Annotated in this window: 24 protein-coding genes; 9 read left to right on the plus strand and 15 right to left on the minus strand. The window is 64.2% G+C overall.

Translation table 11 applies throughout. From position 1 onward, the window contains the following. Positions 1-11: 11 nt before the first annotated feature. A complete protein-coding gene (locus CW305_RS21115; protein WP_104098865.1) occupies positions 12-2,192 on the minus strand; it encodes a malate synthase G in 2,181 nt (726 codons plus the stop codon). A 229-nt stretch (positions 2,193-2,421) separates the two neighbouring features. Here CW305_RS21115 and CW305_RS21120 point away from each other — a divergent pair, with 229 nt between their 5' ends. Then, positions 2,422-2,946 (plus strand): glycine cleavage system transcriptional repressor, encoded by a 525-nt coding sequence (locus CW305_RS21120; protein WP_104098866.1) that lies wholly within the window; start codon positions 2,422-2,424, stop codon positions 2,944-2,946. A 16-nt stretch (positions 2,947-2,962) separates the two neighbouring features. On the opposite strand, the gene rarD is transcribed toward CW305_RS21120, so the two are convergent. Further along, positions 2,963-3,853, minus strand: a complete 891-nt coding sequence (gene rarD / locus CW305_RS21125; protein WP_044314341.1) for an EamA family transporter RarD — start codon at positions 3,851-3,853, stop codon at positions 2,963-2,965. Positions 3,854-4,057: 204 nt separating this feature from the next. Here rarD and CW305_RS21130 point away from each other — a divergent pair, with 204 nt between their 5' ends. The 3 genes from CW305_RS21130 to CW305_RS21140 all read left to right on the plus strand — a co-directional run bounded on the left by CW305_RS21130 (position 4,058) and on the right by CW305_RS21140 (position 7,297). Continuing rightward, positions 4,058-4,825, plus strand: a complete 768-nt coding sequence (locus CW305_RS21130) for an SDR family NAD(P)-dependent oxidoreductase (RefSeq protein WP_104098867.1) — start codon at positions 4,058-4,060, stop codon at positions 4,823-4,825. Next, positions 4,822-6,426: an alpha,alpha-trehalase TreF gene (treF, locus tag CW305_RS21135; RefSeq protein ID WP_104098868.1), complete on the plus strand. Its 1,605-nt coding sequence runs from the start codon at positions 4,822-4,824 to the stop codon at positions 6,424-6,426. The genes CW305_RS21130 and treF overlap by 4 nt, the downstream gene beginning before the upstream one ends. A 115-nt stretch (positions 6,427-6,541) precedes the next feature. Further along, positions 6,542-7,297 carry a FadR/GntR family transcriptional regulator gene (locus CW305_RS21140; RefSeq protein WP_014818809.1) on the plus strand — a complete coding sequence of 252 codons (756 nt, stop codon included), beginning with the start codon at positions 6,542-6,544 and terminating at the stop codon, positions 7,295-7,297. A gap of 41 nt (positions 7,298-7,338) precedes the next feature. On the opposite strand, the gene CW305_RS21145 is transcribed toward CW305_RS21140, so the two are convergent. From CW305_RS21145 to CW305_RS21180, 8 genes are all read right to left on the minus strand, one after another. After that, positions 7,339-8,241, minus strand: coding sequence for an EamA family transporter (locus tag CW305_RS21145; RefSeq protein ID WP_104098869.1), 903 nt, complete (start codon positions 8,239-8,241; stop codon positions 7,339-7,341). Between the two features lie 223 nt (positions 8,242-8,464). Beyond that, positions 8,465-9,745, minus strand: a complete 1,281-nt coding sequence (locus CW305_RS21150; protein ID WP_104098870.1) for a TRAP transporter large permease — start codon at positions 9,743-9,745, stop codon at positions 8,465-8,467. After that, entirely contained in the window at positions 9,745-10,272 is a 528-nt protein-coding gene (locus CW305_RS21155) for a TRAP transporter small permease (protein WP_041015650.1), read from the minus strand. The genes CW305_RS21150 and CW305_RS21155 overlap by 1 nt, the downstream gene beginning before the upstream one ends. A 58-nt stretch (positions 10,273-10,330) precedes the next feature. Further along, positions 10,331-11,302: a TRAP transporter substrate-binding protein gene (locus CW305_RS21160; protein WP_104098871.1), complete on the minus strand. Its 972-nt coding sequence runs from the start codon at positions 11,300-11,302 to the stop codon at positions 10,331-10,333. Between the two features lie 80 nt (positions 11,303-11,382). Next, positions 11,383-12,273 carry an SMP-30/gluconolactonase/LRE family protein gene (locus CW305_RS21165; RefSeq protein WP_104098872.1) on the minus strand — a complete coding sequence of 297 codons (891 nt, stop codon included), beginning with the start codon at positions 12,271-12,273 and terminating at the stop codon, positions 11,383-11,385. Between the two features lie 41 nt (positions 12,274-12,314). Continuing rightward, entirely contained in the window at positions 12,315-13,130 is an 816-nt protein-coding gene (locus tag CW305_RS21170) for an NAD-dependent epimerase/dehydratase family protein (protein ID WP_104098873.1), read from the minus strand. A 382-nt stretch (positions 13,131-13,512) separates the two neighbouring features. Further along, positions 13,513-13,821 carry an AzlD family protein gene (locus tag CW305_RS21175; RefSeq protein WP_104098874.1) on the minus strand — a complete coding sequence of 103 codons (309 nt, stop codon included), beginning with the start codon at positions 13,819-13,821 and terminating at the stop codon, positions 13,513-13,515. Continuing rightward, positions 13,811-14,527 carry an AzlC family ABC transporter permease gene (locus CW305_RS21180; protein WP_104098875.1) on the minus strand — a complete coding sequence of 239 codons (717 nt, stop codon included), beginning with the start codon at positions 14,525-14,527 and terminating at the stop codon, positions 13,811-13,813. Before CW305_RS21180 ends, CW305_RS21175 begins: the two co-directional genes overlap by 11 nt. Positions 14,528-15,017: 490 nt before the next feature. On the opposite strand from CW305_RS21180, the gene CW305_RS21185 reads away from it, so the two are divergent. Then, entirely contained in the window at positions 15,018-15,341 is a 324-nt protein-coding gene (locus tag CW305_RS21185) for a helix-turn-helix domain-containing protein (protein WP_104098876.1), read from the plus strand. After that, complete coding sequence (locus CW305_RS21190) at positions 15,341-16,567, plus strand: type II toxin-antitoxin system HipA family toxin (protein ID WP_104098877.1); 1,227 nt, start codon at positions 15,341-15,343, stop codon at positions 16,565-16,567. The genes CW305_RS21185 and CW305_RS21190 overlap by 1 nt, the downstream gene beginning before the upstream one ends. Before the next feature lie 302 nt (positions 16,568-16,869). Here CW305_RS21190 and CW305_RS21195 read toward each other — a convergent pair whose 3' ends face one another. Next, positions 16,870-17,811, minus strand: coding sequence for a LysR family transcriptional regulator (locus tag CW305_RS21195; RefSeq protein ID WP_104098878.1), 942 nt, complete (start codon positions 17,809-17,811; stop codon positions 16,870-16,872). A 103-nt stretch (positions 17,812-17,914) separates the two neighbouring features. On the opposite strand from CW305_RS21195, the gene CW305_RS21200 reads away from it, so the two are divergent. Further along, positions 17,915-19,057, plus strand: a complete 1,143-nt coding sequence (locus CW305_RS21200; protein WP_104098879.1) for an L-talarate/galactarate dehydratase — start codon at positions 17,915-17,917, stop codon at positions 19,055-19,057. 35 nt (positions 19,058-19,092) lie between these two features. Here the strand turns inward: CW305_RS21200 and CW305_RS21205 are convergent, their stop codons facing one another. The 4 genes from CW305_RS21205 to CW305_RS21220 all read right to left on the minus strand — a co-directional run bounded on the left by CW305_RS21205 (position 19,093) and on the right by CW305_RS21220 (position 23,583). Further along, positions 19,093-20,613, minus strand: coding sequence for a tripartite tricarboxylate transporter permease (locus tag CW305_RS21205; protein ID WP_104098880.1), 1,521 nt, complete (start codon positions 20,611-20,613; stop codon positions 19,093-19,095). Positions 20,614-20,623: 10 nt separating this feature from the next. Further along, complete coding sequence (locus tag CW305_RS21210) at positions 20,624-21,118, minus strand: tripartite tricarboxylate transporter TctB family protein (protein WP_104098881.1); 495 nt, start codon at positions 21,116-21,118, stop codon at positions 20,624-20,626. A gap of 64 nt (positions 21,119-21,182) precedes the next feature. Continuing rightward, positions 21,183-22,163: a tripartite tricarboxylate transporter substrate binding protein gene (locus tag CW305_RS21215; RefSeq protein ID WP_104098882.1), complete on the minus strand. Its 981-nt coding sequence runs from the start codon at positions 22,161-22,163 to the stop codon at positions 21,183-21,185. Between the two features lie 28 nt (positions 22,164-22,191). Beyond that, positions 22,192-23,583, minus strand: a complete 1,392-nt coding sequence (locus CW305_RS21220; RefSeq protein ID WP_104098883.1) for an enolase C-terminal domain-like protein — start codon at positions 23,581-23,583, stop codon at positions 22,192-22,194. Between the two features lie 448 nt (positions 23,584-24,031). Between CW305_RS21220 and kdgD the strand changes: the two genes are divergently transcribed. Together kdgD and CW305_RS21230 are read left to right on the plus strand one after the other, a co-directional pair. Beyond that, a complete protein-coding gene (gene kdgD, locus CW305_RS21225) occupies positions 24,032-24,943 on the plus strand; it encodes a 5-dehydro-4-deoxyglucarate dehydratase (protein WP_104098884.1) in 912 nt (303 codons plus the stop codon). A gap of 70 nt (positions 24,944-25,013) precedes the next feature. After that, the gene (locus CW305_RS21230; protein ID WP_104098885.1) at positions 25,014-26,456 is read left to right on the plus strand and encodes an aldehyde dehydrogenase family protein; all 1,443 of its coding nucleotides are present in this window, start codon (positions 25,014-25,016) and stop codon (positions 26,454-26,456) included. Positions 26,457-26,484 lie beyond the last annotated feature (28 nt).

Raw genomic sequence — 26,484 nt, forward strand, 5'->3', positions numbered from 1 at the left:
TCGGACGCGGGTTACAGGCCGTTTTTGGCCTTGAACTCGCGGCGACGGCGGTGCAGTACCGGCTCGGTGTAACCGTTGGGCTGCTTGGTGCCTTCGAGGACCAGCTCCAGGGCAGCCTGGAAGGCCACGCTGTTGTCGAAGTCCGGTGCCATCGGGCGGTACAGCGGGTCGCCCTGGTTCTGGCGGTCAACCACCGGCGCCATGCGCTTGAGGCTCGCGAGCACCTGATCCTTGGTAACGACGCCATGACGCATCCAGTTGGCTACGTGCTGGCTGGAGATACGCAGGGTGGCGCGGTCTTCCATCAGCGCGATGTCGTTGATGTCCGGTACCTTGGAGCAACCGACGCCCTGTTCGACCCAGCGGACCATGTAGCCGAGGATGCCCTGCGAGTTGTTGTCCAGCTCGTTCTGCTTCTCTTCCTCGCTCCAATTGGTGTCTTGCGCCAGCGGGATGGTGAGGATGTCGTCGATGGACGCCTTCTCGCGCTTGGCCAGTTCCACCTGACGCGCCTGCACGTCGATCTTGTGGTAGTGCATGGCGTGCAGGGTGGCAGCGGTCGGCGACGGTACCCAGGCGGTGTTGGCGCCGGCCATGGGGTGGCCGACCTTCTGCTCGAGCATCGCAGCCATCAGGTCAGGCATGGCCCACATGCCCTTGCCGATCTGCGCCTTGCCCTGCAGGCCGCAGGCCAGGCCCACGTCGACGTTGTTGTTCTCGTAGGCGCTGATCCACTTCTCGGCCTTCATGGCCGCCTTGCGCACCATCGGGCCGGCTTCCATGGAGGTGTGGATTTCGTCACCGGTGCGGTCGAGGAAGCCGGTGTTGATGAACACCACGCGCTCGCGCGCTTCCTTGATGCAGGCCTTGAGGTTGATCGTGGTACGACGCTCCTCGTCCATGATGCCGACCTTCAGGGTGTTGCGCGGCAGACCGAGAACGTCCTCGACGCGGCCGAACAGCTCGGTGGCGAAAGCCACTTCTTCCGGGCCGTGCATCTTCGGCTTGACGATGTACATCGAGCCGGTGCGGGTGTTCTTGCGGCTGGTGTCGCCGTTGAGGTTGTGCACCGCGATCAGGCTGGTGAACAGGCCGTCCATGATGCCTTCCGGCACCTCGTTGCCTTCCTTGTCGAGGATGGCGTCGTTGGTCATCAGGTGACCGACGTTACGGATGAATAGCAGGGAGCGGCCATGCAGGGTCAGCTCGCCGTTGCCGTCGGCCTTGGTGTAGACGCGGTCCGGGTTCATCGCGCGGGTGATGCGCTTGCCGCCCTTTTCCAGCTCCTCGACCAGGTCGCCTTTCATCAGGCCGAGCCAGTTGCGATAGACGATGGTCTTGTCGTCGGCGTCGACGGCGGCGATGGAGTCTTCGCAGTCCATGATGGTGGTCAGCGCCGATTCCATCAGGATGTCTTTCACGCCGGCCGCGTCGGTCTGGCCGATCGGGCTGGCCGGGTCGATCTGGATCTCGAAGTGAATGCCGTTGTTCTTCAGCAGCACGGCGATCGGTGCGCTGGCTTCGCCCTGGAAGCCCTGCAGCTGGGCCGGGTTCTTCAGGCCGGTGGTGCTGCCGTCCTTGAGCGAAACGACCAGCTTGCCGCCTTCGATGCGGTAGCCGGTGGAGTCGACGTGCGAGCCGCTTTCCAGCGGTGCGGCTTCATTGAGGAAGTTGCGCGCGTAGGCGATGACCTTGTTGCCGCGGATCTCGTTGTAGCCCGGGCCCTTGCTGGCGCCGTCTTCTTCAGAGATCGCGTCGGTGCCGTACAGGGCGTCGTACAGCGAGCCCCAGCGGGCGTTGGCGGCGTTCAGGGCGAAGCGCGCGTTCATGATCGGCACCACCAGCTGCGGGCCGGCCATGCGGGCGATTTCTTCGTCGACATTCTCGGTGGTGGCCTGGAAGTCTTCGGCTTCCGGCAGCAGGTAGCCGATTTCCTGCAGGAAGCTCTTGTACGCCACGGCGTCGTGGGCCTGACCGGCGCGAGCCTGGTGCCAGGCATCGATCTGCGCCTGCAGCTCGTCGCGCTTGGCCAGCAGCGCGCGGTTCTTCGGCGCCAGGTCGTGGATGACGCTGTCGGCGCCAGCCCAGAAGGCGGCGGCATCGACGCCGGTACCGGGAATCGCTTCGTTGTTCACGAAGTCGTACAGGACTTTGGCGACCTGCAGGCCACCGACTTGAACGCGCTCAGTCATTACTCGCCTCACTTGGTTCTTCTAATTCGACGGACAGTTTCGTTTCTTGTAGTCCGAGTCGCCGGATACTACATGAAGCGCCGGGGAAAATCAGTCCGCCGAAAGAGCCGGTAGTTTCGGCCTTGCGACGCCGGGCGAGGGCGCCGCCGACTGTCGTCGGGGCGGCTGCCTGCTATACCTAATGGGCCGTCGCTACCGCGTGAGCGAATTCCCAGCACAGGAGCCGTCCATGGATCACCTCGCTCTTACCGTCATTGCCGAAGATCAGCCAGGTCTGGTCGAACGACTGGCAAAGTGCATCGCCGATCACGGCGGCAACTGGCTGGAGAGCCGGATGTCGCGCATGGCCGGACAGTTTGCCGGCATCCTGCGCGTGGCCGTGCCGCAGCAGGCGCATGCCGAGCTGACCGCCGCGTTGCAGGGGCTTGAGGCGCAGGGCATTCGCGTCCTGCTGGCGCACAGCGGCACGGAGCCAGCGGCGAGCTGGCAGGAAATTCAGCTGGAGCTGGTCGGCAACGACCGCCCGGGCATCGTCCGCGACATCACCCGTCTGCTCGCCGAGCATGGGGTGAATCTGGAAAGCCTGGATACCGAGGTGCTGCCGGCGCCGATGAGCAGCGAGCTGCTGTTCCGTGCCGAGGTGCGCCTGGCCGTGCCGAGCGAACTGTCGCTGGAAGTGCTCCAGCAGCGCCTGGAAACCCTGGCCGACGACTTGATGGTTGAACTCAAGCTGCAGCCGACAGAGAAATCCTAGTCGTTCGCCGGCATTTTCAGCCGGCGCTTTTGCGCATGATGCGCCAGGCGTCCAAGCTGTACACCGCAAGCCCGGCCCAGATGCAGAAGAAGGCCAATTGTCGATCGACCGGGAACGGCTCGCCGAACAACTGCACGGCGAGGATCAGCAGCAGCGTCGGCGTCAGGTACTGCAAAAAGCCCAGCGTCGAGTACGGCAGGTGGCGCGCGGCGGCGTTGAAGCCGAGCAGCGGGATCAGCGTCACCGGGCCTGCGGCCATCAGCCAGAGCGCGTCGGTGCTGGTCCAGAACGCAGGTTCCGTACTCGTGCCGCTGCTGAACCAGAACAGCCAGACCAGCGCTACCGGCAACAACATCCAGGTTTCCACCACCAGCCCGGGCAACGCGGCCACCGGTGCCAGCTTGCGTAGCAGACCGTAGCTGCCGAAGCTCAGCGCCAGCACGATGGAAATCCACGGGAATTCGCCGAGCATCAGCAGCTGCAGGCTGACACCGACGGTGGCCATCGCCACCGCCAGCCACTGCAGCGGGCGCAGCCGCTCGCGCAGCACGATCATGCCGAGCAGCACGTTGACCAGCGGATTGATGTAGTAGCCCAGGCTGGCTTCGACCATCCGGTCGTGGTTCACCGCCCAGACGTAGATCAGCCAGTTGGCGGCGATCAGCACGCTGGAGATGCCGAGCACGCCAAGCCGTCGCGGATGTGCCAGCAGTTCGCGCCACCAGCCGGGGTGGCGCCAGACCAGCAGCACCAGCGAACCGAACACCGCCGACCAGATTACCCGCTGGGTAACGATCTCCAGCGCGCCGTACTGCTCGAGTGCCTTGAAGTAGAGCGGGAACATGCCCCAGATGCTGAACGTGGCCAGCCCCAGCAGATAACCCTTGCGCAGATTGGCGGTAGCCATGACGTCCTTCGACGAGCAGCGGAGAGCCGGCCATTTTGCGCCTTTGTCCGGAGGAGAGAAAGATTAGGCGGCTAACGTAAAGCCACGGCGCGACCAGCTGCGCCGATCCGACGGATGAGGGAACGCGCGAAGGCTCGCTCCGTCTCATCTGCATCGCCAATCGAAACGGCGTCGCGTTCAGGCGACGTGCGTACGGAGGTCGCAATGCGCTTGCAGAATCAGGTGGCTCTGGTCACCGGCAGTACTCACGGCATCGGCCTCGGCATCGCCGTGCGCCTGGCCGAGGAGGGGGCCGACGTGGTCATCAACGGTCGCGAGGAAGATGACGAGGCCCGTGCGAGCCTCGAGCAAGTACGCGCCGTGGGGCGGCGGGTCTGCTTCATCGCCGCGGACGTCAGCCAGGTCGAGCAATGCCAGCGGCTGGTGCGCGAGAGCGTCGAGCGCATGGGCCGCCTGGATATCCTGGTGAACAACGCCGGTGTGCAGGCGCACGCCGCATTTCTCGACGCCGAGGAGGACGACTACGACCGGGTACTCGAGGTCAACCTGCGCGGGCCGTTCTTTCTCGCCCAGGCATTTGCCCGTCATCTGCGTGAGCAGGGCCGTGGTGGGCGCATCATCAACAATAGCTCGGTGCACGAAGAGCTGCCGCACCCCAACTTCACCGCCTACTGCGCGAGCAAGGGCGGGCTGAAGATGCTCATGCGCAATATCGCCATCGAGCTTGCGCCACTCGGCATCACCGTTAATAACGTGGCGCCAGGTGCGGTGAAAACGCCGATCAACCGCGAACTGATGAACCAGCCGGAGAAGCTTGCCAGCCTGCTGCAGAACATCCCGGCCGGGCGCCTTGGGCGGCCTCACGATGTCGCTGGGGTCGTCGCCTTTCTCGCCTCACCGGATGCCGAATACATCACCGGGACTACCCTGGTGGTCGATGGCGGCCTGCTATGGAATTACAGCGAACAATGACCAGTAGCCAGTCGTACAAGCCGTTCAGCCATGACGTCAGCGCCATCTCGCTGGCCGATACCCTAAGCCCCGCCGATCGCTATCAGGAGCTGTTCGTCGCAGTGCAGATGCAGCGCATCTTTCCCGACAGCAAGACCTTCGTCGACTGCGCGCCGCGGCGCCATCCCGAAGTCATCCTCGAGGCATACCGCGCCCGCTGCAATGAGCCCGGCTTCGATCTCGGCGCCTTCGTCCACGAGTACTTCAGCCTTTACGAGATGCCGGTCAGGGAATTCGTCGCCAACCCCGACGACAGCCTGGCCGAACACATCGACCGGCTCTGGCCGGTGCTCACCCGGCAGCCGCAGGACCATCCGGAGCATTCCTCGCTGCTGCCACTGCCGCACCCGTATGTGGTGCCAGGCGGGCGCTTCACCGAGCTGTATTACTGGGATTCCTACTTCACCATGCTCGGCCTGGACGAGAGCGGGCACTGCGATCTGCTGCGTTCGATGGCGGACAACTTCGCCTACCTGATCGACACCTACGGCCATGTGCCCAATGGCAACCGAACCTACTACCTCGGCCGCTCGCAGCCGCCGGTGTTCGCCCTGATGACCGAGCTGTTCGAGGAAAATGGCGTGTACCGGGCCAGCGATTACCTGCCGCAGCTGCACAAGGAATATGCCTTCTGGATGGAGGGTGCCGATGCGTTGCGCCCCGGTGAGCGGCACCGGCGCTGCGTCTGCCTGGCCGACGGCGTGGTGCTCAACCGTTACTGGGACGAGCGCGATACGCCGCGCGAGGAGTCCTATCGCGAAGACGTCGAGACCGCCCGCGCCAGTTGCCGGCCGCGGCACGAGGTTTATCGTGACCTGCGCGCCGGTGCCGAATCGGGCTGGGACTTCAGCTCACGCTGGCTGGACGATGCGCACCGGCTGGCGACCATCCGCACCACCAGCATCCTGCCCATCGACCTCAATGCGTTGCTCTACAAGCTCGAGCGGCAGATCGCCGAGCTGTCGGCGGTGAAGGGCCAGCAGGCCTGTGCCGAGAGTTTTGCCCGGCGCGCCGAAATTCGCCTGGCAGCGATCGACCACTACCTGTGGAATCCACGCGCCGGCGCCTACTTCGACTATGACTGGCGGCGCGGCCGGCAACGCGACAACCTCACCGCCGCGACCCTGGCGCCGCTGTTCGTGCGCATGGCCAGTGCCGAGCAGGCGGCAGCGGTCGCGGCAACCGTGCGCGCCCGCCTGCTGGCTCCGGGTGGGCTGGCCACTACCGAGATCAGTGGCAGCGGCGAGCAGTGGGATCGCCCCAATGGCTGGGCGCCGCTGCAGTGGATCGCCATTCGCGGCCTGCAGCACTACGGCCATGACGCGCTGGCGCTGGACATCGAGGAGCGCTGGCTGACCATTGTCAGCCACCTGTTCGAGCGCGAGAACAAGCTGGTGGAGAAATACGTGCTGCGGCCCTGTACCGAGCACGCCAAAGGCGGCGAATATCCCCTGCAGGACGGCTTCGGCTGGACCAACGGCGTCACGCGCAAGCTCATGCAGCAGGACCCCAGCCATCAGGCCAACCGCTGCCGGGCCGGCCACTGTCGCCCGCCGGCCTAGGACATCTGGCGCGATGGTTGCGCGCAATCTCCCTACAAATGCAATGGATCAATAGTTATCGTACAACTGCTGGGCTATGATGACGGTTGCTTCCGCTTCTCAGAGATCGCCGTCCATGGATAACCAGAGCGCCCAGCCACGCGCCCGTCGCAAACATCGCAGCCTCGCCCAGGAGCTGGTCGCCGAACTGTCGCAGCAGATCCGCGACGGCATGTTGAAGCGCGGCGACAAGCTGCCGACCGAGTCCGCCATCATGCAGACGCAGGGTGTGAGTCGCACGGTGGTGCGCGAGGCGATCTCGCGCCTGCAGGCCTCGGGGCTGGTGGAAACGCGGCACGGCATCGGCACCTTCGTGCTGGATACGCCGAGCACCACCGGGCTGCGCATCGACCCGGCGACCATCGGCACCCTGCGCGACCTGCTGGCTATTCTGGAATTGCGCATCAGCCTGGAAGTGGAATCGGCCGGGTTGGCCGCGCAGCGCCGCTCGCCCGAGCAGCTGGCGGCCATGCGCGCCTTTCTTGATCAGCTCAACCAGAGTGCGGCGCACTCCAGCGATGCGGTGTCCTCGGATTTCCAGTTCCATCTGCAGATCGCCGAAGCCACCGGCAACCGCTACTTCACCGACATCATGAGCCACCTGGGCACCACGCTGATCCCGCGCAGCCGGGTCAATTCCGCGCGGCTGGCCCATGACGACCAGCAGCATTACCAGGCGCGCCTGGGCCGCGAGCACGAGCAGATCTACGAGGCCATCGAGCGCCAGGACCCGGAATCCGCGCGGGCGGCCATGCGGCTGCACCTGACCAACAGCCGCGAGCGGCTGCGCCAGGCCCACGAAAGCGCCGAAGCGGAAGTGCTGCAGAACTGATCGCCGCCCCGGCGCAGCTAGCGCCGGGTACGTCGACAGCCCTAGCGGCGGTAGGCCAGCAGGACGATACCGCCGACCACGATCAGGCCGCCGAGCACTTGCATGGCCCCGAGTACCTGCCCGAGGATCAGCCAGCCGAGCACCATGCCGGCCACCGGCTCCATGTTCATCACCGGCGCATTGCGCGCGATGTTCAGCCGCGGCATGCAGATGAACAGCGTCGAGAACGCCGCGCCGTAAAGCAGCACCAGGCAGGCGAGGGCGATCCAGCCGGCAGTTGCATTGGGCAGGCCCAGACCACCCGGAATCAGGTCGCTGGCGCCGAGCAGCGCGGAGGCGGTAAATACCACGATCAGCGTCAGCATGCTGCGCACCGAGCCGGCCATGCTCGACAGCTTGTGCTCGGTGACCCACAGCGCCACCGCAAACACCGCGGCGGCGGTCAGGCTGAACAGGATCCCGGCGGTCCATTGTTCATCCGTCGCCTCGTTACTCATCAGGCGCGCGGGTACATCCAGCACCAGCACCAGGCCGAACAGGATCAGGCCCATGATCGCAAGCGCCACGCGGGTCGGCCGCGGCCCGCCCACTGCCCAGGTGAGCAACGCCAGGAGGATCGGTGACAGGTTCACCACTAGCAGCGCCAGCGCCACCGGAATGCGCGCCACCGCCGAATAGATGCAGAAGCTCTGCACCGCGATCAGCAGACCCAGGAGGATCTGCCAGCGCCAGGTGGCCGGACTCAGGCGCAGCGATTCGCGCCGCCAGAACACCAGCGCGCCCAGCACCAGCAGGGTCACCCCGGCGCGGCAGAGCATGGCCAGCAGCAGGCCGGTGCCGTGATCGAAGGCGATACGCGCGGCGATGTGGTTGGCCGCGAACGAACAGGCCAGCGTGGCCAGGACCAGTACAGCGATGTGGCGCGGAAATGGCGTGGCTAACATGGCAGGGCGATACGTCCTTAAACGAGGCGCTGCCCACAAGGCGGCTTTGCTTGGGCGAGTATCTCGGCAAACGATGCAGCGAAGCAGGCAGTGTGTGAGATCTTGCGAGCTAGAGCCCTACAAGGCAAAAACAGGCGAGGAAGCGGAGTTTACTTTTGTAAATGAGCATTCCGAGCCTGTTTTTAACGCAGGAGGGCCGACGCGCAGCAGATCGTGAGCTGGATCAGAGCACTACGCTCGGCAGCCACAGCGAGATCATCGGGATATAGGTCACCGCCATCAGCACGGCGAACAGCGCGGCGTAGAACGGCAGCAGCGCCTTCACCGTGTTCTCGATGGTGACCTTGCCGATGGCGGCACCGACGAAGAGTACCGCACCGACCGGCGGGGTAATCAGGCCGATCCCCAGATTGACCAGCATGATCATGCCGAAGTGCACCGGGTCGACGCCGAACGACGTCACCACCGGCAGCAGGATCGGCGTGAGGATCAGGATCAGCGGCGCCATGTCCATCAGCGTGCCCAGCACCAGCAGCATCAGGTTGACGCACATGAGGATCACGTAGCGGTTGTCCGACAGGGTCAGGAACGCAGTGGTGATCTTCGATGGGATCTGCATCAACGTCATGATGTAGCCGAAGCTGGCGGCGAAGGCGATCAGGATCATCACGATGGAAAGCGTGCGCACCGTGCGGTGCAGCATCTTCGGCAGCTCGCGCCACTTGTAGTCGCGGTAGATGAACATGGTGACGAAGAAGGCCCAGACCACCGCCACCGCGGCGGACTCGGTGGCGGTGAACACGCCGGAGAGTATGCCGCCGAGGATGATCACCATGGTCATCAGGCCCCAGAGCGCCTCGACGCAGATATTCAGCGCCTGACGCAGCGGCACCACTTCGCCCTTGGGGTAGTTGCGCTTGCGGGCGAACAGCAGGCAGAGCGCGGCCATGGCAGTGCTGAGCAGCAGGCCCGGGCCGATGCCGGCGACGAACAGCGCGGAGATCGACACGGTGCCGCCGGCCGCCAGCGAGTAGATCACCGAGTTGTGACTGGGTGGAGTCAAGAGTGCCTGCACCGAACCGGAGATGGTCACCGCGGTGGAGAACTCCCGCGGGTAGCCTTTCTTTTCCATTTCCGGGATCAGCACCGAGCCGACCGAGGCCGTGTCCGCCAGGGACGAGCCGGAGATGGCGCCGAAAAAGGTCGAGGCGGTGATATTGACCAGTGACAGGCCGCCGCGGACGAAGCCGACCAGCACCCCGGCGAAGGCGACCAGGCGGCGGGCCATGCCGCCTTCGGCCATGATCGCGCCGGCCAGGACGAAGAACGGAATGGCCAGCAGGGAGAAGTTGTTCACGCCGCCGGCGATCTGGATCATCACGGCGTGCAGGGGAATATCGATCCACCAGGCACCGACCAGAGTGGCCAGGCCGAGGGAGTAGGCTACCGGAACGCGTAGCAGGATAAGGACGATGAAACTGCCCAACAGGACGACGGCATCCATTACACGGACTCCTTGGACTCTTCGCGGGCTTCGTAGTCGACGACACGGCGCTTGCTCTGGTCGCCGTACAGCAGTTGCTCGATGACGAACAGCAGGGTGATGAAGCCGCCCAGTGGAATCGGCGCATAGCTGAAACCGACGCGCATCCAGGGCAGGGTGCTCAGGTACTGGTTCCAGGTGGCAACGCACAGCTTGTAGCCCCAGATCAGCATGAACAGGCTGATGGCCGCCATGGCCAGGCGCACGAACAGGATGATGAAGGGCTGGGCCAGCGGCGGCAGGCGATCGCTGAGTACCTGTACGGCCATGTGTGCGCCGGCGCGGTAGCTGGCGGCGGCGCCGACGAAGGTGAACAGCACCATCAGCAGGATGGCGATGGGCTCGGGCCAGCCGAGGCCCTGGCCCAGTGCGTAACGGCTGAACACGCCCCACGGGATGATCGTCGCCATGATCACGATCGCCGTGGCCGCGACGATGACGCAGGTGCGATAGATGGCGTCATTGACGCCCAGAACCAGGTTTTTCATGAGAGTCCACCGGTTGCATCGCGACGGCACCGGCCGCCGCGATGCGCTTGCACGAGGATTACTGAACGGCTTCGATGCGCTTGATCAGTTCGGCGTAGGGCGCGCCGTACTTCTCGCGGATCGGCGCGGTGGCGTCGAAGAAGGGTTTCTTGTCGATTTCGATGAACTCGACCCCGGCTTCCTTGAGTTTGGCTTCGCTGACGGCGGACTTCTCGTCCCACAACTTGCGCTCTTCGAACTGCGCTTCCTTGGCGAACTTCTTCACCAGGTCCTGCTGTTCGGCGCTGAGCTTGTTCCAGGTGGTCTTGGAGATCACGATCGGCTCGGGCAGGATCAGATGGCCGGTCAGGCTGTAGTACTTGGCGTTGCGGAAGTGGTTGTGCTCGAGCATGGTCGGCGGGTTGTTCTCGGCACCGTCGATCACGCCGCTCTGCAATGCGCTGAAGATCTCGCCGGTGTCCATGGCGATACCGCTGGCGCCCAGGGCGTTGAAGGTTTCGATGAACATCGGGTTGCCGATCACGCGGATCTTCATGCCCTTGAGGTCTTCCAGACTGCGTACCGGCTCCTTGGTGTAGAGGTTGCGCACGCCGCCGTCCATCCAGGCCAGGCCGACCATGTTGAATTCGGAGTTGGTGATCTTGTCGAGGATCTCCTGGCCGATGTCGCCATCGATGACCTTGCGCATGTGTTCATGGTCGCGGAACACGAACGGCATGTTGAACACGTTGACGTCCGGGACCACCGGTCCGAGGGTGCCGAGGCTGACGCGGGTCATCTGTACCGCGCCGAGCTGCACCTGCTCGACCACTTCCTTTTCCGAGCCGAGAACACCGCCGGCGAACATGCGGTAATCCAGTTCGCTCTTGGTGGCTTCGGCGATCTTCTTGCCCATGTTCTCCTGCGCGACCACCGTGGGGTAGCCGGCCGGGTGGATCTCGGCAATCTTCAGCGTCATGGCATGTGCCAGCCCGCTGACGCAGAAGGCGAAGGGTAGGGCGGTAACGAGCAACTTGCGTTTGAGGTTCATGACACTCTCCATCTTGTTTTTGTTGGTGTGCAGCGTTGCGAGAAGCGAGGTTGGGCACGCAGCGGCCCTTCCCTGGTGAGTCAGTTGAAGGCGGGTTCCTCCAGTCCGGTGACGCCTGGGTTCAGGGCGAAGACGCCACCGGCCAGCGGCTGGTCGCTCAGATCGCCGCCGGGGCGGATCGAGGTGACGAACAGGGTGTCCAGGCGCGCGCCGCCGAAAGCACACATGGTCGGTTTCTTCACCGGTACCGCGAGCGAGCGGTCCAGGCGGCCATCCGGGGTGAAACGGTGGATCAGCCCGGCGTCGTTGCCGCAGATCCAGTAGCAGCCGTCGGCATCCACCGCGGCTCCGTCGGGTCGGCCGGGGTGGTCGAGCATGTCGACGAACAGGCGTCGGCCGGTCGGCGTGCCGCTGTCCGTGTCGTAATCGAAGGCCCAGATCTTCTGCACGCTGGGGTGCGAATCGGACAGGTACATGGTTCGCCCGTCCGGGCTGAAGGCCAGGCCGTTGGGCACGATAAAACCGTCGAGCTGCGGCCGCAGCGGCGCATCGTTGGCATCGCGATCCAGCCGGTAGAGCGCGCCGACCGGGTGCCCGGCGGCCATGTCCAGCGCCATGCTGCCGGCCCAGAAACGTCCCTGGCGATCGCAGCGGCCATCGTTCATGCGCATATCGGCCAACTGGTGCTCGATGGCCGCCAGCGCGCGGCTGTCGAGTCGGCCGTCCGGGCGCGTCTGCAGGGCGAAGAAGCCGCTCTCCATGCCGGCCACCCAGCCATCGCCGTGGCGCGCGATGCAGGCCAGCATCTGCTCGCCCTGCCAGCGGGAAACCTGGCCGTCGGCAGCGCTCCAGCGCAGCAGGTCGCGGTTGGGGATGTCGACCCAATACAGCGCCTGTTCGGCAGCGACCCAGACCGGGCTTTCGCCGGTGGCGCAGCGCAGGTCGGCGATGAGTTCAGCTTCACTGGCCATTGCGTTTCTCTTTGTTTTTGTACGCGGGCGAAGGTGATCGATCAGTCGAAGGGGCCGGCCGCGACGAAGGCGCCGCCCTGGTAGATGCCAGCCGGGTCGTCAGCGCTGTACGGTGGCTGCTGCTCGACCTTGTCGCGGAACGCTTCGGAGCTGTCCTGCGCGCTGAAGCCCAGGTGTGCGGCCAGGTGGTTGTCCCACCACACGTCACGGTTGGCGGACATGCCGTAGACCACGGTATGACCGACCGCTGGCGTGAACAGCGCGCAGCGCATCAGCTCGGTGAGGTCGCGGAAACTGAGCCAGGTGCTCATCATCCGGCGATTGGCCGGCTCGGGAAACGAGGAGCCGATGCGGATGCTGACGGTCTCGATGCCGTAGCGGTCGTAATAGAAATTCGCCATATCCTCGCCGTAGGACTTGGACAGGCCGTAGTAGCCATCCGGGCGGCGTGGTGCGTAGGCATCCAGGGTTTCGGTCTGCGGGTAGAAGCCGATCACGTGGTTGGAACTGGCGAAAACCACACGCTTGATGCCGTGCAGGCGGGCCGCTTCGTAGATGTGGAAGGTGCCGCGGATATTGGCGTCGAGGATTTCTTCGAACGGTCGCTCGACGGAGACGCCGCCGAAATGGGCGATGGCATCGACGCCTTCGCACAGGGCATGCACGGCCGCCTTGTCGGCGAGGTCGCAGGGCACGACTTCCTCATGCTCGCCGGCTGCCGGGGCCATCGGCGCGATATCGGACAGTCGGATGATGCGGGCGTAGGGCTGCAGCTTTTCGCGTAAGACCTTGCCAAGGCCGCCTGCCGCTCCGGTGAGCAGAAGACGGCCAAGCGTGGGATTGGGAGTGGTAGTCATCGGGGTGCCTGTCGTTATTGTTCTTGAGTCATCTGTTGTCATATGACATGTGTCAAATATCAGCATCTAGCCGCATGAATGTCAACACGGTTAAAGTCGTATTTGATGACATATGTTGCTTCTCAGCGTCACTTCCGTTGTGTTGTCCAAGCTAAAGCGCTGTGACAGAGGGCTCCAGAGGAGCGGCGCCCAAGATTGATAAAAGCGGGGCGCTGCCAGCAATATTTTCGATAGTTGTATGATGACTGTTCGAAAATGGAGTGCGCAACGAGGTCGGTGCGCGGCCAGCACAATGCCGGCGCGCTGCTGGTGCACACGGTAACGACTGCTATGGAGGCTGCCGAACTCGGTGTCCTGAGCGGCCGTGATCGGCCGCTGCGGCTCAGAATTGCCTGACCAGCGCCGCGGCAAGGATACCGGCGGCAATCGCTGGCAGCGGCTTTTTCAGCGCCAGCATGGTCACTGCCGTGGCTAGCAGCGCCAGTCGCGCGCCAGCATCACCCTGCAAGGCCATCGGCGCGACGATCGCCACCAGTACTGAACCGGACATTGCGGTGATGAACTGGCGGACTCGGTCGCTGATGGGCACGAAGGCCATGACGAACACGCCGCCCCAGCGCGTCGCCAGGGTCACCAGTGCCATGACCAGCACCACGGTCAGCGCGCCTGCGCCCGTCGCATCAAGATTCACGCGCTTTCTCCTTCCACAGCAGCCCGGTCGCGCCACCGGCGAGGGCACCCACCACCACGTGGCTGTTCTCCGGCAGGTAACGGAAGGCGAGCAGAGAGGCGCCGGCGGCAACGCTCCAGATCACCAGTATGCGCAGGTTCTTTTCGCCGCCCACCACCATGGCCAGCAGAAAGCAGCCCATCACCATGTCCAGCCCCAGGCGCTTCGGGTCGCTGACCGCACTGCCGAAATGGATGCCCAGCCAACTGCCGACCACCCAGAACGACCAGAGCGCCAGGCCGCCACCGAGCAGCAGGCCGAAGCCCGGGCGGTTGCGGTTAAAGGCCTGCATGGCCATCGCCCAGTTGGCGTCCGACGCGATCAGCATCACCCCGTAGCGCCTGCCCGGTGGCAGCTGGCGCAACCAGGGATAGAGTGTGGCGCCCATCAGCAGGTGGCGGGCGTTGATGGCAAACACCGTGACCATCAGGGTGAACAGCGGCACCTGCGTGCCCCAAAGTTCCAGCGCGGCGAACTGCGAGGCGCCGGCGAACACCAGAGCGCTCATCGCCAGGATCACCGAATCGTCCAGCCCGGTCTGCACCGCGGCAAGGCCGAAGGCGGCGCCGAACAAGGTGACGAAGATGGAAATCGGCGCGAGCTGGCGAAAACCGGCCCAGACCATGCGTCGGTCGAAATGATGCAGCTCGCTTTCTGCGTCAGTCATGCACGAATCCTCCAGATGGCAGCGCTGGATCGATGTCATTCAACGTCCAGCCAGCCAGATTAGGGGGTGTTGCCGCGACGGAACAGCGCAGTTGGCGTCGGATCGGGCGGTACAGATTCGCGCGAGCAGTCGATTGCGCGGCAATGAAGGCTTCGGCCTGTCGACGCTGCGCCTCGCCAGTCATCACCGATGCTATGGGTGGCTATGTCCGATTCTGATTTTGCAGTGTGACCGGCTGCCGACGGCTAGAAGCTGCAGGTCGCAGCAGAAGGCTTATCTGGCTGGAATGGTGCCGAACTGGACAGATTTACCGCCCAGAATCCGAGAGTGATCTGCCGTGCCGGTTTTGTTCGCCGTAATAAGATATCTATTCATGACGTCTTATCGTATTTAAGATGCTATGAAATGACTTTTTAATATTCTTTCAAGGTTACGTAGTATGCGATTGGTAGTATCTTATCCTTCATAGGATGTCGCTTGGTGTAACCTTATGAAAGGCTTTTTCCCTGTTCAAAGTACCTCTCTGCTTTACCGTATAGGCCTTCTGGTGAAGGAGGCGCGTCTGCGCATGGGGCTGCGCCAGGCTGACCTTGCAGAGCGGGCTGGGATTTCTCTCCGAGCTGTTCGTCACATTGAGGGGGGCAAGGCTGAAGGTGTTTCGCTGCACGACTTCATGCTCGCGTTGTTCACCGTTGGGATTTCTGACCGGGTTTTCCAGGCGCTGATCGATGACCCAGCGTTTGATCTCGACGCTTTGGAAACCAATGCGACCAAGCGCGTCAGGCTGCCGCGCAGCAACGCGGAGGACTTCTAATGTCGCGCGCTTACATCTACATGGAATGTCCGGAAACGGGTGAGACTGTGACGCTGGGCAGGCTGACCCTTGCTGGTCGCACGGGAACCTTCGTCTATGCGCCGGAGATCGTGGAAGCCAAGCGTTGGGTGCCTGATCCGATACGGTATCCGCTCTCCACTCGACCCATTCAGGTACATAAGAATGGCGGCGTTCCCGGCTTCATTGATGATGCGATGCCAGATGGCTGGGGAGAACGCCTGTTGCGCCGCACCCGAAAGGGCGAGCTCACTCCGATCCAGCTCCTGCTGTTATCTCCTAACGAAGATCGCGCCGGAAACATCATGGCTGGCGAAGATCGCACACCGAGGCCGGGAATAGGCGAAAGGCCTGTGAAAATGCTTGAAGCCAAAGGGCTCGATCATTTCATAGATATTTGCGCTGCGATTTATGACAGCCAGCTGAGCGCTGAGCAGCTGGAGGCATTAAGAATACGGGACCAGCGCTCAGCTGTTGGTGGTGCCAGGCCCAAGCGCACGTACCGCTTTGATCACAAGCTGATTCTTGCCAAGCCACGCGACAAATTTGATCACTACGACCTGCCGAAATTCGAGTATGCCTGCATGACTTTTGCGGCTACCAAGGGGATGAATGTTGCCCGGACGGCACTCGATCAAAGTGAAAGAGGCAACACGTTGCTGGTGGAGCGATTCGACCGAGAATGGTCAGAGAATGATGCAAGGTTTCGCCGCATTCCGATGATGAGTGGCTTAACTCTTCTCGATGCCGAATGGCAGGTGCAGCGCAACAACGGGTGGATCTACGCGGCGCTCGCCGATGAGCTGTACCGCAGAGGCGCGCCGGATTCTGATAGGCAGGCGCTCTACAGGCGAATGGCCTACAACGCTCTGGTCGGCAACAGTGACGATCATCCTCGCAACCACGCAGTGATCTGGCAGGAAGGCGCTTGGCGCCTCTCGCCCATGTATGACGTTCTTCCCGTACTGGGAGAGGGGCCTGCGCAGAGGCTGGCGATGGAAGTTGGTATCAACGGTATTCTCCTAAGTCGAGCCAACCTGCTTAGCCAGCATGAGCATTTTGCACTGACGGAAGATGAGGCGGCAGGCATATTGGACGAGGTCGCTTCTTGGGAGTCGGAGCTGATGGAGCACTATGCAAAGCATTTGGCTGGGGCTGAGTTGGATGCGGCGGTGGACGCAACAAGCAGCGAGAGACTGCTGGCTTAGGGCGGGCTGCGAAGGCTTTTTTCTGCACTCTTGGTCCTTGCTTTAGCGTCGAGCAGTGCATTCGTCACAGCCTGAATAGCCCCGGCTCTGGTCGACCATTTGAACGTCAACTCGTGGCCGATTCGGTTGAAAAAGTCCCGCCGCAATTTTGGCCCGCGAAAAAGCGTGGTCGACGTTGAAATCTGGTTCGCTCAGAAGACGGAGCTGTCTTGGTTTTTACGTAGCAACGCCAAAATCCAGCGATTTTTGATCTACCGAAAAGCAGCTCTCTCAGAAGCCGACTTTTTCAACAAAATCGGCCGTCAGCAGCCCATCCCATGGTGTTGGAGCTGGATTGGCGGCAGGTCTCGGGCGATATCGCGGGCCGCCTGACGCACGGCATTGCGCACCGCCTCCAGCGCCGGGTTATCGTTGTCGTCGCGCCAGGCCAGGTGCAGCTCGGCGCAGATGCCCGCCGGCAGTGGCAGCTCGCGAAAGCGTACCTGCTGGAAGCGGATCGCACTGGCCCCGCGCGGCACCAGCGCCATGCCGAGGCCAGCGTTGACCAGCGAGAGGATGGTCAGCGTCGAGCCCAGCGACTGGACGAATTCGGGCTGGATACCGCTGGCGCGGAACAGCCCGGTGTGCAGCTCGTTGAACGGCTGCCAGGCGCCATGGGCATAGAGGATGAACGGCTCGCCGTGGAGCATTTCCAGGGTCGGCGCCGGATGCTGCGCCAGTGGATGGCCGGCCGGCGTGGCCAGCACGAAAGGCTCGCGCAGCAGGCATTCACTGACCAGTCCCGGCTGCTGCAACGGCTCGCGCACCACCGCCAGGTCGACCCGACGCGCGCGCAGAGCCTGCAGTTGTTCGAAGGTGGTGGTCTCCAGCAGGTTGATGGCCACCCCTGGCCGTTCCCGGCGCACTTGGGTGATGGCGCGCGGCAGGAAGTCGTAGACCGCGCTGGCAACGAAGCTGATGGTCAGCGAGCCGCTCTCGCCCAGTGCAGCCAGCCGGGCACCCTGTGCGGCGCGGTGGGCCTGGTCGAGCAGGGCCTGGGCCTCGACGAAGAAGGCGCGACCGGCGGCGGTGAGCGCCACAGAACGCGTGCTGCGGGTGAACAGCGCGACGCCGAGCTGGTGTTCCAGCAACTGGATCTGCCGGCTCAGCGGCGGCTGGGTCATGTTCAGGCGCTCGGCCGCGCGACGGAAATTCAGTTCGCTGGCCAAGGTGGTAAAGCATCGCAGTTGGGCGAGTTCGAACATTGATCCGTTCCTGGTATCAATCAAAAGCGTTAATGAATTGGACCGTATCAATCAGCCGGCGGATTATCCAGCGCATCCCCTGACTGGCGAGGCGGCGGCACGAATGAGCGACCTGTACGAAGCGGACCGCATCACCTGGATCGGCCTGCGTGCGGTGGAGCTGCCGCTGCAGCGGCCGGTCAGCGACGCCAAGGTACTCACCGGGCGGCAGCTGCCGCTGGCGTCGGTCAGCCTGTTGTTCGTTGAACTGCAGTCGCAGCAGGGCCATCACGGCCTCGGTTTCAGCTACAGCCTGCGCACCGGCGGCCCCGCGCAATATGCCCACGCGCGGGAACTGGCGCCGTTGCTGCTGGGCGAAGATCCCAACGACATCGCCCGCCTGTGGAGCCGGCTGAGCTGGGCCAGCGCCTCGATCGGGCGCAGCGGCCTGGCAGTGCAGAGCATTGCCGCCTTCGATACGGCGCTTTGGGACCTCAAGGCGCGTCGCGCCGGGCTGCCACTGGCCAAGCTGCTCGGCGCCCATCGCGACGCGGTGCCTTGCTACAACACCTCCGGCGGCTACCTGCAGGCGCCCATCGAGGAGGTCATCGAAAAGGCCGAGGCGTCTAGGGCGCGAGGCATTGGCGGGATCAAGCTGAAGGTCGGCCAGCCCGATCGGCACGCCGACCTGCGCCGGGTCGCGGCGCTGCGCAGGCACTTCGGCGACGAGGCGGCGCTGATGGTCGACGTCAACCAGCAATGGGATCGCACCACCGCGGCACGCATGGGCAGGGCGCTGGAGGAGTTCGAGCTGACCTGGATCGAGGAGCCGCTGGACGCCCACGATCTGGAAGGTCACGCCGCCCTGGCGGCGCAGCTGATCACCCCGGTCGGCACTGGCGAGATGCTCGGCAGTGCGGCCGAAGCCTGTGCCTTCGTCGAACGCGGGGCGGTGGATGTGATCATGCATGACGCGCCGCGCATCGGTGGTTTCACGCCGTTCCTGCAGGTGGCCGAGGCGGCGCGGCGGCGCGGAATCGTGATGGCGCCGCATTTCGTTATGGAATTGCATATCCACCTCGCGGCGGCCTACGAACATGCCACATGGGTCGAGCATTTCGAATGGCTCGAGCCGCTGTTCCAGGAGCGGCTCGAGATCCGCGACGGCTGCATGCAGGTGCCGACCCGGCCCGGGCTGGGGCTGAGCCTCAGTGAGCAGGTGGCGGGTTGGACGCTGGCTAGCGAGACGTTCGGCACCAAGCCCTGACGGCAGCCCCTCTGCTGGCGCAGAGGGGCGCAGGTTCAGGTGCGTAGCACCTGACCGAGCACGCCGCTCCGTGGCCGCATCGCGCTGTACAGCTGCCAGAGCACGAAGGCCAGGGCCAGCCCGAGAAAGGTCGCGGCGATGGGGTTGGTGAAGAACGAGGCGAAGTTGCCGTCGGAGAGCATCAGGCCGCGGCGCAGATTGGTCTCCGCCATCGGCCCGAGGATGAAGCCGATGATGAAGGGCGCGACCGGCATGCCCGCCTTGACGAAGGCATAGCCAAGCACACCGAACAGCAGGATCGACCAGACATCGAACAGCCGGCTGGAGAGGCCGAACGCACCGACCACACAGAGCACCAGAATGATCGGCAGCAGGATGTGCTTGGGCACGTCGAGCAGCTTGATGAACAGGCGCAGGCCGTAGAACTCCATGAACAGCATCATCACCGAGGCCACCAACAGCGCGGCGAAGATGGTGTAGACCAGCGGCCCCTGGCTGATGAACAGCAGCGGCCCTGGCTGGATGCCGTGGATCAGAAAGCCGCCGAGCAGGATCGCGGTGGTGGTGTCGCCGGGGATGCCCAGGGTCATCAGCGGCATCATGGCGCCGCCGATGCCGGCGTTGTTCGCCGTCTCGCTGGCGACCACGCCGCCGATGTTGCCCTTGCCGTAGGTTTCCGGCTGTTTGGCGCGCTTCTTGGCGACGATGTAGGACAGCAGGTTGGAGGTGCCGGCACCGATGCCTGGGAGGATGCCCACTGCCAGACCGATCAGACCGGAGCGACTGGCGTTGGGCAGCTCCTGGCGAAACTCCTTAAGCGAGAAGCCGAAGCCCTTGATGTCCTTCATGCTCACCGAGCCGGCCTTGCTGCGCACGGCATGCCGGCCGGTTTCGGCGAGCTTGATAACCTCGGCCACGGCGAACATGCCGATCATCACCGTCAGCATGGAAAAGCCGCCGTTCAGCTCGCTGACGCCGAAGGTGAAGCGGCGCACCGCTTCTACTGGTGCGATGCCAACGGTGGATACGGCGATGCCCAGCGTGCCGGCGAACAGCCCCTTGACCATCGAGCCGGCGGAAAGGGTGGCGATCAGCGTCAGCGAGAACACCGCGATGGCGAAGTATTCGTGCGGGCCGAAGCTCAGCGCGACCTTGGCCAGCTGCGGGGCGATGAACATCAGCGCGATGATGCTGAAGATGGTGCCGAGAAAGGAAAACACGATGCCGACCCCGAGCGCCTTCACGCCCAGACCCTGCTCCATCAGTGGGCCGCCGTCGAACACCGTGGCGATGGACGACGGCGTACCGGGAATCTTCAGCAGGATCGCCGAGATCAGTCCGCCGGACGTTGCGCCGATGAACAGCGCGACCAGCAGCGACAGGCCGGCTTGCGGCCCCATGGTAAACGTCAGCGGCAGGCATAGCGCCACGGCCATGGTCGCCGACAGGCCGGGCACGGCGCCAAAGACGATGCCGACCGCGACGCCGCCGAGCATCAGCAGCATGATGTTGAGCGAGAAGACGGCACCGAAGCCTTGCTGCAGTAATTCGAGCATGGTCGATTCCTCAGAAGTTCAGCAGGCCAGCGGGCAGCAACAGGTCGAAGGCCTCGCGGAACAGCAGGTAGATGACGGCCGACGTGACCACCGCGATCGCCGCGTAGGGCAGGTGACGGACCTTGTGGTCAACGGGCGTCAGGACGATGAACTGCAGGTAGAGGTAAAGCGCGGTCATGATCGGAAAGCCCACCGGGCCGAGCAGCACCACGTAGATCAGGATCAGCCCGAGGGTCTTCAGCACGGTCAGCGGCTCGACGACGCTGGTGCTGGTTTGCTCCGGTGCGTCGGCGTCGCTCTCGGCCGCGGGCTGCGCGCGGTTGCCGAAGGCGCTGAGTGTCTGCAGCGCCCCGAGCAGGCAGAGCAGGATGGCCAGCAGGGTGGGGACGGTGGCGGCATCAATGCCGTCGTGGCCGGGTACGCGGTAGGCCATCACCAGATAGGCGATGCTGGCGCCGAGCATGGCCACGCCGATGGTCAGTTCTTTCTTGTTCGCAGTGGTCATGGCAAACCTCCGTGCGCGAGGAGAGACAGCCAGCCGGCGTGGCCGGCTGGCGACACGTCAGGGATCAGTTCTTGGCCTGACGTAGTTCGTCCTTGAACTGCATGAAATCCTCGCGGGTCTTGGCCAGGATTTGCTTGGCTTCCTCGGTGCCGTAGTAGGCCACCGGCTGCTTGAACTTCTTCAGGTCCTCGGCGTACTCGGGGATCTCGGTGATCTGCTTCATCAGGTCGGCCATCTTCTTCACGATCGCCGGGTCGGTGCCTTTCGGGAAAGCGACCACGTAGGGCTTGTCCATGGTGATATCCAGGCCCTGCTCCTTGAGTGTCGGCACGTCGCCGAGCAGCGGGTTGCGCTCGTCGTTGGGCTGGCCGAGCGCGACCATCTGCCCACCGCTGACGTAGTCCTGCACCGAGCCGTAGGTGATCGCGCCGAGGTCCAGGCGGCCGCCGAGCATGCCCACCACGCGGTCGGAAACGGTGCCGCCGTCGACCATCTTCAGCTTGGTGTCGGTCAGCTTCTCCAGCATCAGCCCCTGCACGTGGGAGAAGCTGCCCATCTCGGTGCCATAGGTGACGCTGCCCGGCTTGGCCTTCGACTTGTCGATCAGGTCCTGCATGCTGGTCACGCCGGACTGCTTGGAGGCGACGAACACCGTGCTCTTGTCGACGCCGGCGATGCACGAGACGTCGAAGGTTTCGTAGCTGTCCTCGGTGAGGCCGGCGACCTCGTTGACGATCAGCTGGCCGGGGTGGGTGAAGAGGATGGTGTTGCCATCGGCAGCGGCGCCCTTGACCTGCTCGGCGGCCAGGGTGCCGCCGCCGCCGGCGATGTTGGTCACCACCATGCTCTTGCCGGTGATCTGGTTGAAATACTTGGCCATGGTGCGGGCGTTGAAGTCGGTGTCGCCGCCGGGGTTGGCGATCACCACCACCTGCACGGGGCGGGTCGGCCATTTCACATCGGCGGCCATCGTGGTGGAGGCGGCAGCGAGACCGGCGATGCCGACGAGGGCGGAAAGCAGGGAGGCGCGGAATATTGTTTTCATTGGAGTTCTCCGGGTTTGGGCTGCGGGTTCAGGTATTGCGGCCGAGGCTGGGTTTCTTCGGGTCATAGGTCCAGCCAGGCACCAGGTAACGCATCGCCATGGCGTCGTCGCGCGCGCCGCTGGCGACCTTCTTGTACAGCTCGTGGGCGCTCATGATTCGGTCCATGTCCGGCTCGATGCCCAGGCCCGGGCGCTCGGGCACGCGGACCTGGCCGGCGACGATCTGCAGTGGCTCGCGGGTCAGGCGCTCCTGGCCTTCCTGCCAGATCCAGTGGGTGTCGATGGCGGTAATGCGTCCCGGCGCGGCGGCTGCGGCGTGGGTGAACATGGCCAGCGAGACGTCGAAGTGGTTGTTCGAATGCGAGCCCCAGGTCAGGCCGAACTGCTCGCACATCTGCGCCAGGCGCACCGAGCCCTGCATGGTCCAGAAGTGCGGGTCGGCCAGCGGGATGTCCACCGACTCCAGGCGCAGCGAGTGGCCCATCTGCCGCCAGTCGGTGGCAACCATGTTGGTGGCAGTGGGAATGCCGGTGGCGCGCTTGAACTCGGCCATGATCTCGCGGCCGGAGTAGCCATTTTCCGGGCCGCAGGGATCTTCGGCGTAGGCGAGCAGGTGGCCCTGGCCCCTGCACAGGGCGATGGCCTCGTCCAGCGACCAGGCGCCGTTGGGGTCCAGCGTCACGCGCGCATCCGGGAAGCGCGCCTTGATCGCGGCGATCGCCTGCATCTCCTCCTCGCCGCGCATCACGCCGCCCTTGAGCTTGAAGTCGGCGAAGCCGTAGCGCGCATGCGCGGCCTCGGCCAGGCGGGCGATGGCGTCCGGGGTCAGCGCCTGCTGATGGCGCAGCTGGTACCAGTCCTCGCCAGTGCTGGCCAGATAGGGCAGGTCGGTGCGCTGGCGATCACCTATATAGAAGAGGTAGGCGAGCATCGGCACCGCGTCGCGCTGCTGGCCGCTGCCGAGCAGCTCGGCGACCGGCACGTCGAGGTGCTGGCCGAGCAGGTCGAGCAGGGCGGCCTCTACCGCGGTGATCACGTTGTCCAGGCGCAGGTTGATCTCGTGAGGCTGCTTGAGTACCGCCGCCTCGGCTGCGGAGGTCACCTCGTGGCGGGTTGCCTGCGGCGTACCGGCGGCGTTGCTGGCGATGGCGCTGCGCAGGCTGTTGAGCGTGCGGTTGTAGAGGCCGATCGGCTGGCCGATGACCAGCGCCCGGCAGCGCTCCAGTGCCTGGCGGATGCCTTCGCCACCGGGTACTTCGCCGATGCCGGTGTTGCCGGCATTGTCGGTGAGCAACACCAGATTGCGGGTGAAGTAGGGGGCATGGGCGCCGCAGAGGTTGAGCAACATGCTGTCGTGGCCGGCCACGGGGATGACCTGCATGCTCTTTACGTGGGGTGTCGCGCTGAACGGCTGACTCATTGTGTGCGGCCTCCGCTGCAGGCGCAGCGAGCCGGGACAGTCGCCCAGTGAGAATTGGCTGGGGTGGCGCAGCGTATGGTGGTCTCGGCAGCCGGCGGCTGCGCAGGGGACGGGCAATTGCGGAACATGTCCGGGGCCTCGCTATTGTTATTGTGGTCATAGGTCGTCGTACGACTATGGAGGATTTTTTACAGTTCGCTACGTCGCCTGTCAAACGAAATCATCAGTGCATTTGCCTTGGTTTGCTGCAACTGCTTATGCCATTAAGCAGCAGACTTCGCACAGCTTGCCCTGGCCGGAGGAGTGAAAGGCAGAAAGCTTTCATTCAGCTTTCAGCGCTGAAGAAAATGCGCAGAAAAAACGGTTGGACTATTTTTAGTTGTACGATAACGTATCTCAAGGCTGTTGCCCTTGTACCTCCTCAACATGCATTCAGGATGCTCGAATAATGAATCCACAAGAATTGAAGGCCATCCTCTCTTCCGGCCTGCTGTCGTTCCCGGTCACCGACTTCGACGCGCAGGGCGACTTCCATCGCGCCGGCTATATCAAGCGTCTGGAATGGCTCGGCCCCTACGGTGCCTCGGCGCTGTTCGCTGCCGGTGGCACCGGCGAGTTCTTCTCGCTGGAACCGCGCGAGTACAGCGAAATCATCAAGACCGCCGTCGATACCTGCGCCGGCACGGTGCCGATCCTTGCCGGTGTCGGTGGCCCGACGCGCCTGGCCATCCAGATGGCGCAGGAAGCCGAGCGTCTGGGTGCCAAGGGTCTGCTGCTGCTGCCGCACTACCTCACCGAGGCCAGCCAGGAAGGCGTCGCGCTGCATGTCGAGCAGGTCTGCAAGTCGGTGAACATCGGCGTGGTGGTCTACAACCGCAACGTCTGCCGCCTGACCGCGACGCATCTGGAGCAGCTGGCCGAGCGCTGCCCGAACCTTATCGGCTACAAGGACGGCCTGGGCGATATCGAGTTGATGGTGTCGATCCGCCGCCGCCTCGGCGAGCGCTTCAGCTACCTCGGCGGCCTGCCGACCGCGGAAGTCTATGCCGCGGCCTACAAGGCGCTGGGCGTGCCGGTGTATTCCTCGGCGGTGTTCAACTTCATTCCGAAGACCGCCATGGACTTCTACCAGGCCATTGCCCGCGAGGATCACGAAACCGTCGGCAAGCTGATCGACGATTTCTTCCTGCCGTACCTGGACATCCGCAACCGCTGCAAGGGCTACGCGGTCAGCATCGTCAAGGCCGGTGCACGCATCTCCGGCTACGACGCCGGCCCGGTTCGCGCGCCGCTGACCGAGCTGAAGCCCGACGAATACGAGCGCCTGGCGGTGCTGATCGAGAAGCAGGGCGCCCAGTAAGCCTTTCCGGAATCGCCCCGGCGCCGCGCTGCCGAACTGCCGCGCCGGGCATCATCAGAGGACACTTTGCATGGCTGACGTACAACGCTACGACAACTTCATCGACGGCCAGTGGGTCGGCTCGGATCGCTACCAGGCCAACACCAACCCGTCCGACCTCTCTGACGTGATCGGCGAATACGCCCAGGCCGATGCCGCACAGGTCGAGCAGGCCATCGCCGCCGCCCGCCGCGCATTTCCGGCGTGGGCCACCTTCGGCATCCAGGCGCGCGCCGATGCGCTGGAAAAGGTCGGCCTGGAAATCCTCGCCCGCCGCGAAGAGCTCGGCACGCTGCTGGCGCGGGAAGAGGGCAAGACCCTGCCGGAAGCCATCGGTGAAGTCGCCCGCGCCGGCAATATCTTCAAGTACTTCGCTGGCGAATGCCTACGCCAGGCCGGCGAGACGCTGCAGTCGGTGCGCCCCGGTGTCGGCGTGGAAGTGACCCGCGAACCGCTCGGCGTGATCGGCCTGATCACCCCGTGGAACTTCCCGATTGCCATCCCTGCCTGGAAGATCGCTCCGGCGCTGGCCTTCGGCAATTGCGTGGTGATCAAGCCGGCCGACCTGGTTCCCGGCTGCGCCTGGGCCATCGCCGAGATCATCTCCCGTGCGGGCTTCCCGGCTGGCGTGTTCAATCTGGTGATGGGCCGCGGTCGTGAAGTCGGCGAGGCCATCGTCAATGCCAAGGATGTCGATGCGGTGAGCTTTACCGGCTCGGTGGGTGTCGGTCGCGGTATCGCCCAGACCTGCGTGGCGCGTGGCGCCAAGGTGCAGCTGGAGATGGGCGGCAAGAACCCGCAGATCGTGCTGGACGATGCCGACCTCAACGTTGCCGTCGAGCTGTGCACCCAGAGCGCGTTTTATTCGACCGGCCAGCGCTGCACGGCGTCTAGCCGCATCATCGTCACCGAAGGCATCTACGACCGCTTCGTCGAGGCGATGGTCGAGCGCATCAAGAAGATCAAGGTTGGTTCGGCACTCGAGCAGGGCGTGGATGTCGGCCCGGTCGTGTCCGAAGCGCAGCTGGAGCAGGACCTGCGCTACATCGAGATCGGCAAGCAGGAAGGCGCACGCCTGGCCTGCGGCGGCGAGCGGGTGAAGTGTGGCACCGAGGGCTACTTCCTGGCGCCGACGCTGTTCGTCGACAGCGACCCGGGCATGCGCATCAGCCGCGAGGAGATCTTCGGCCCGGTGGCCAACGTGGTAAAGGTCAAGGACTACGACGAGGCGCTGGCGATGGCCAACGACACCGAGTTCGGCCTGTCCGCCGGCATCTGCACCACCTCGCTGAAGTACGCCAATCACTTCAAGCGCCACGCCCAGGCCGGCATGGTGATGATCAACCTGCCCACCGCCGGGGTGGATTACCACGTGCCGTTCGGCGGCCGCAAAGGCTCGTCCTATGGCCCGCGCGAGCAGGGTCGTTACGCCCAGGAGTTCTACACCACGGTGAAGACTACCTACATCGGCTGAGGTGAAAGCCGGTCGAAAGGCCGCGCTG

It is taken from the genome of Stutzerimonas kunmingensis, from assembly GCF_002929225.1.
Lineage (GTDB): Bacteria > Pseudomonadota > Gammaproteobacteria > Pseudomonadales > Pseudomonadaceae > Stutzerimonas.

Bases quoted from the DNA above. Each gene is read 5' to 3' on its own strand.
- CW305_RS21115 (WP_104098865.1), bottom strand. From the start codon at position 2,192: ATGACTGAGCGCGTTCAAGTCGGTGGCCTGCAGGTCGCCAAAGTCCTG.
- CW305_RS21120 (WP_104098866.1), top strand. From the start codon at position 2,422: ATGGATCACCTCGCTCTTACCGTCATTGCCGAAGATCAGCCAGGTCTG.
- rarD (WP_044314341.1), bottom strand. From the start codon at position 3,853: ATGGCTACCGCCAATCTGCGCAAGGGTTATCTGCTGGGGCTGGCCACG.
- CW305_RS21130 (WP_104098867.1), top strand. From the start codon at position 4,058: ATGCGCTTGCAGAATCAGGTGGCTCTGGTCACCGGCAGTACTCACGGC.
- treF (WP_104098868.1), top strand. From the start codon at position 4,822: ATGACCAGTAGCCAGTCGTACAAGCCGTTCAGCCATGACGTCAGCGCC.
- CW305_RS21140 (WP_014818809.1), top strand. From the start codon at position 6,542: ATGGATAACCAGAGCGCCCAGCCACGCGCCCGTCGCAAACATCGCAGC.
- CW305_RS21145 (WP_104098869.1), bottom strand. From the start codon at position 8,241: ATGTTAGCCACGCCATTTCCGCGCCACATCGCTGTACTGGTCCTGGCC.
- CW305_RS21150 (WP_104098870.1), bottom strand. From the start codon at position 9,745: ATGGATGCCGTCGTCCTGTTGGGCAGTTTCATCGTCCTTATCCTGCTA.
- CW305_RS21155 (WP_041015650.1), bottom strand. From the start codon at position 10,272: ATGAAAAACCTGGTTCTGGGCGTCAATGACGCCATCTATCGCACCTGC.
- CW305_RS21160 (WP_104098871.1), bottom strand. From the start codon at position 11,302: ATGAACCTCAAACGCAAGTTGCTCGTTACCGCCCTACCCTTCGCCTTC.
- CW305_RS21165 (WP_104098872.1), bottom strand. From the start codon at position 12,273: ATGGCCAGTGAAGCTGAACTCATCGCCGACCTGCGCTGCGCCACCGGC.
- CW305_RS21170 (WP_104098873.1), bottom strand. From the start codon at position 13,130: ATGACTACCACTCCCAATCCCACGCTTGGCCGTCTTCTGCTCACCGGA.
- CW305_RS21180 (WP_104098875.1), bottom strand. From the start codon at position 14,527: ATGACTGACGCAGAAAGCGAGCTGCATCATTTCGACCGACGCATGGTC.
- CW305_RS21185 (WP_104098876.1), top strand. From the start codon at position 15,018: ATGAAAGGCTTTTTCCCTGTTCAAAGTACCTCTCTGCTTTACCGTATA.
- CW305_RS21190 (WP_104098877.1), top strand. From the start codon at position 15,341: ATGTCGCGCGCTTACATCTACATGGAATGTCCGGAAACGGGTGAGACT.
- CW305_RS21195 (WP_104098878.1), bottom strand. From the start codon at position 17,811: ATGTTCGAACTCGCCCAACTGCGATGCTTTACCACCTTGGCCAGCGAA.
- CW305_RS21200 (WP_104098879.1), top strand. From the start codon at position 17,915: ATGAGCGACCTGTACGAAGCGGACCGCATCACCTGGATCGGCCTGCGT.
- CW305_RS21205 (WP_104098880.1), bottom strand. From the start codon at position 20,613: ATGCTCGAATTACTGCAGCAAGGCTTCGGTGCCGTCTTCTCGCTCAAC.
- CW305_RS21210 (WP_104098881.1), bottom strand. From the start codon at position 21,118: ATGACCACTGCGAACAAGAAAGAACTGACCATCGGCGTGGCCATGCTC.
- CW305_RS21215 (WP_104098882.1), bottom strand. From the start codon at position 22,163: ATGAAAACAATATTCCGCGCCTCCCTGCTTTCCGCCCTCGTCGGCATC.
- CW305_RS21220 (WP_104098883.1), bottom strand. From the start codon at position 23,583: ATGAGTCAGCCGTTCAGCGCGACACCCCACGTAAAGAGCATGCAGGTC.
- kdgD (WP_104098884.1), top strand. From the start codon at position 24,032: ATGAATCCACAAGAATTGAAGGCCATCCTCTCTTCCGGCCTGCTGTCG.
- CW305_RS21230 (WP_104098885.1), top strand. From the start codon at position 25,014: ATGGCTGACGTACAACGCTACGACAACTTCATCGACGGCCAGTGGGTC.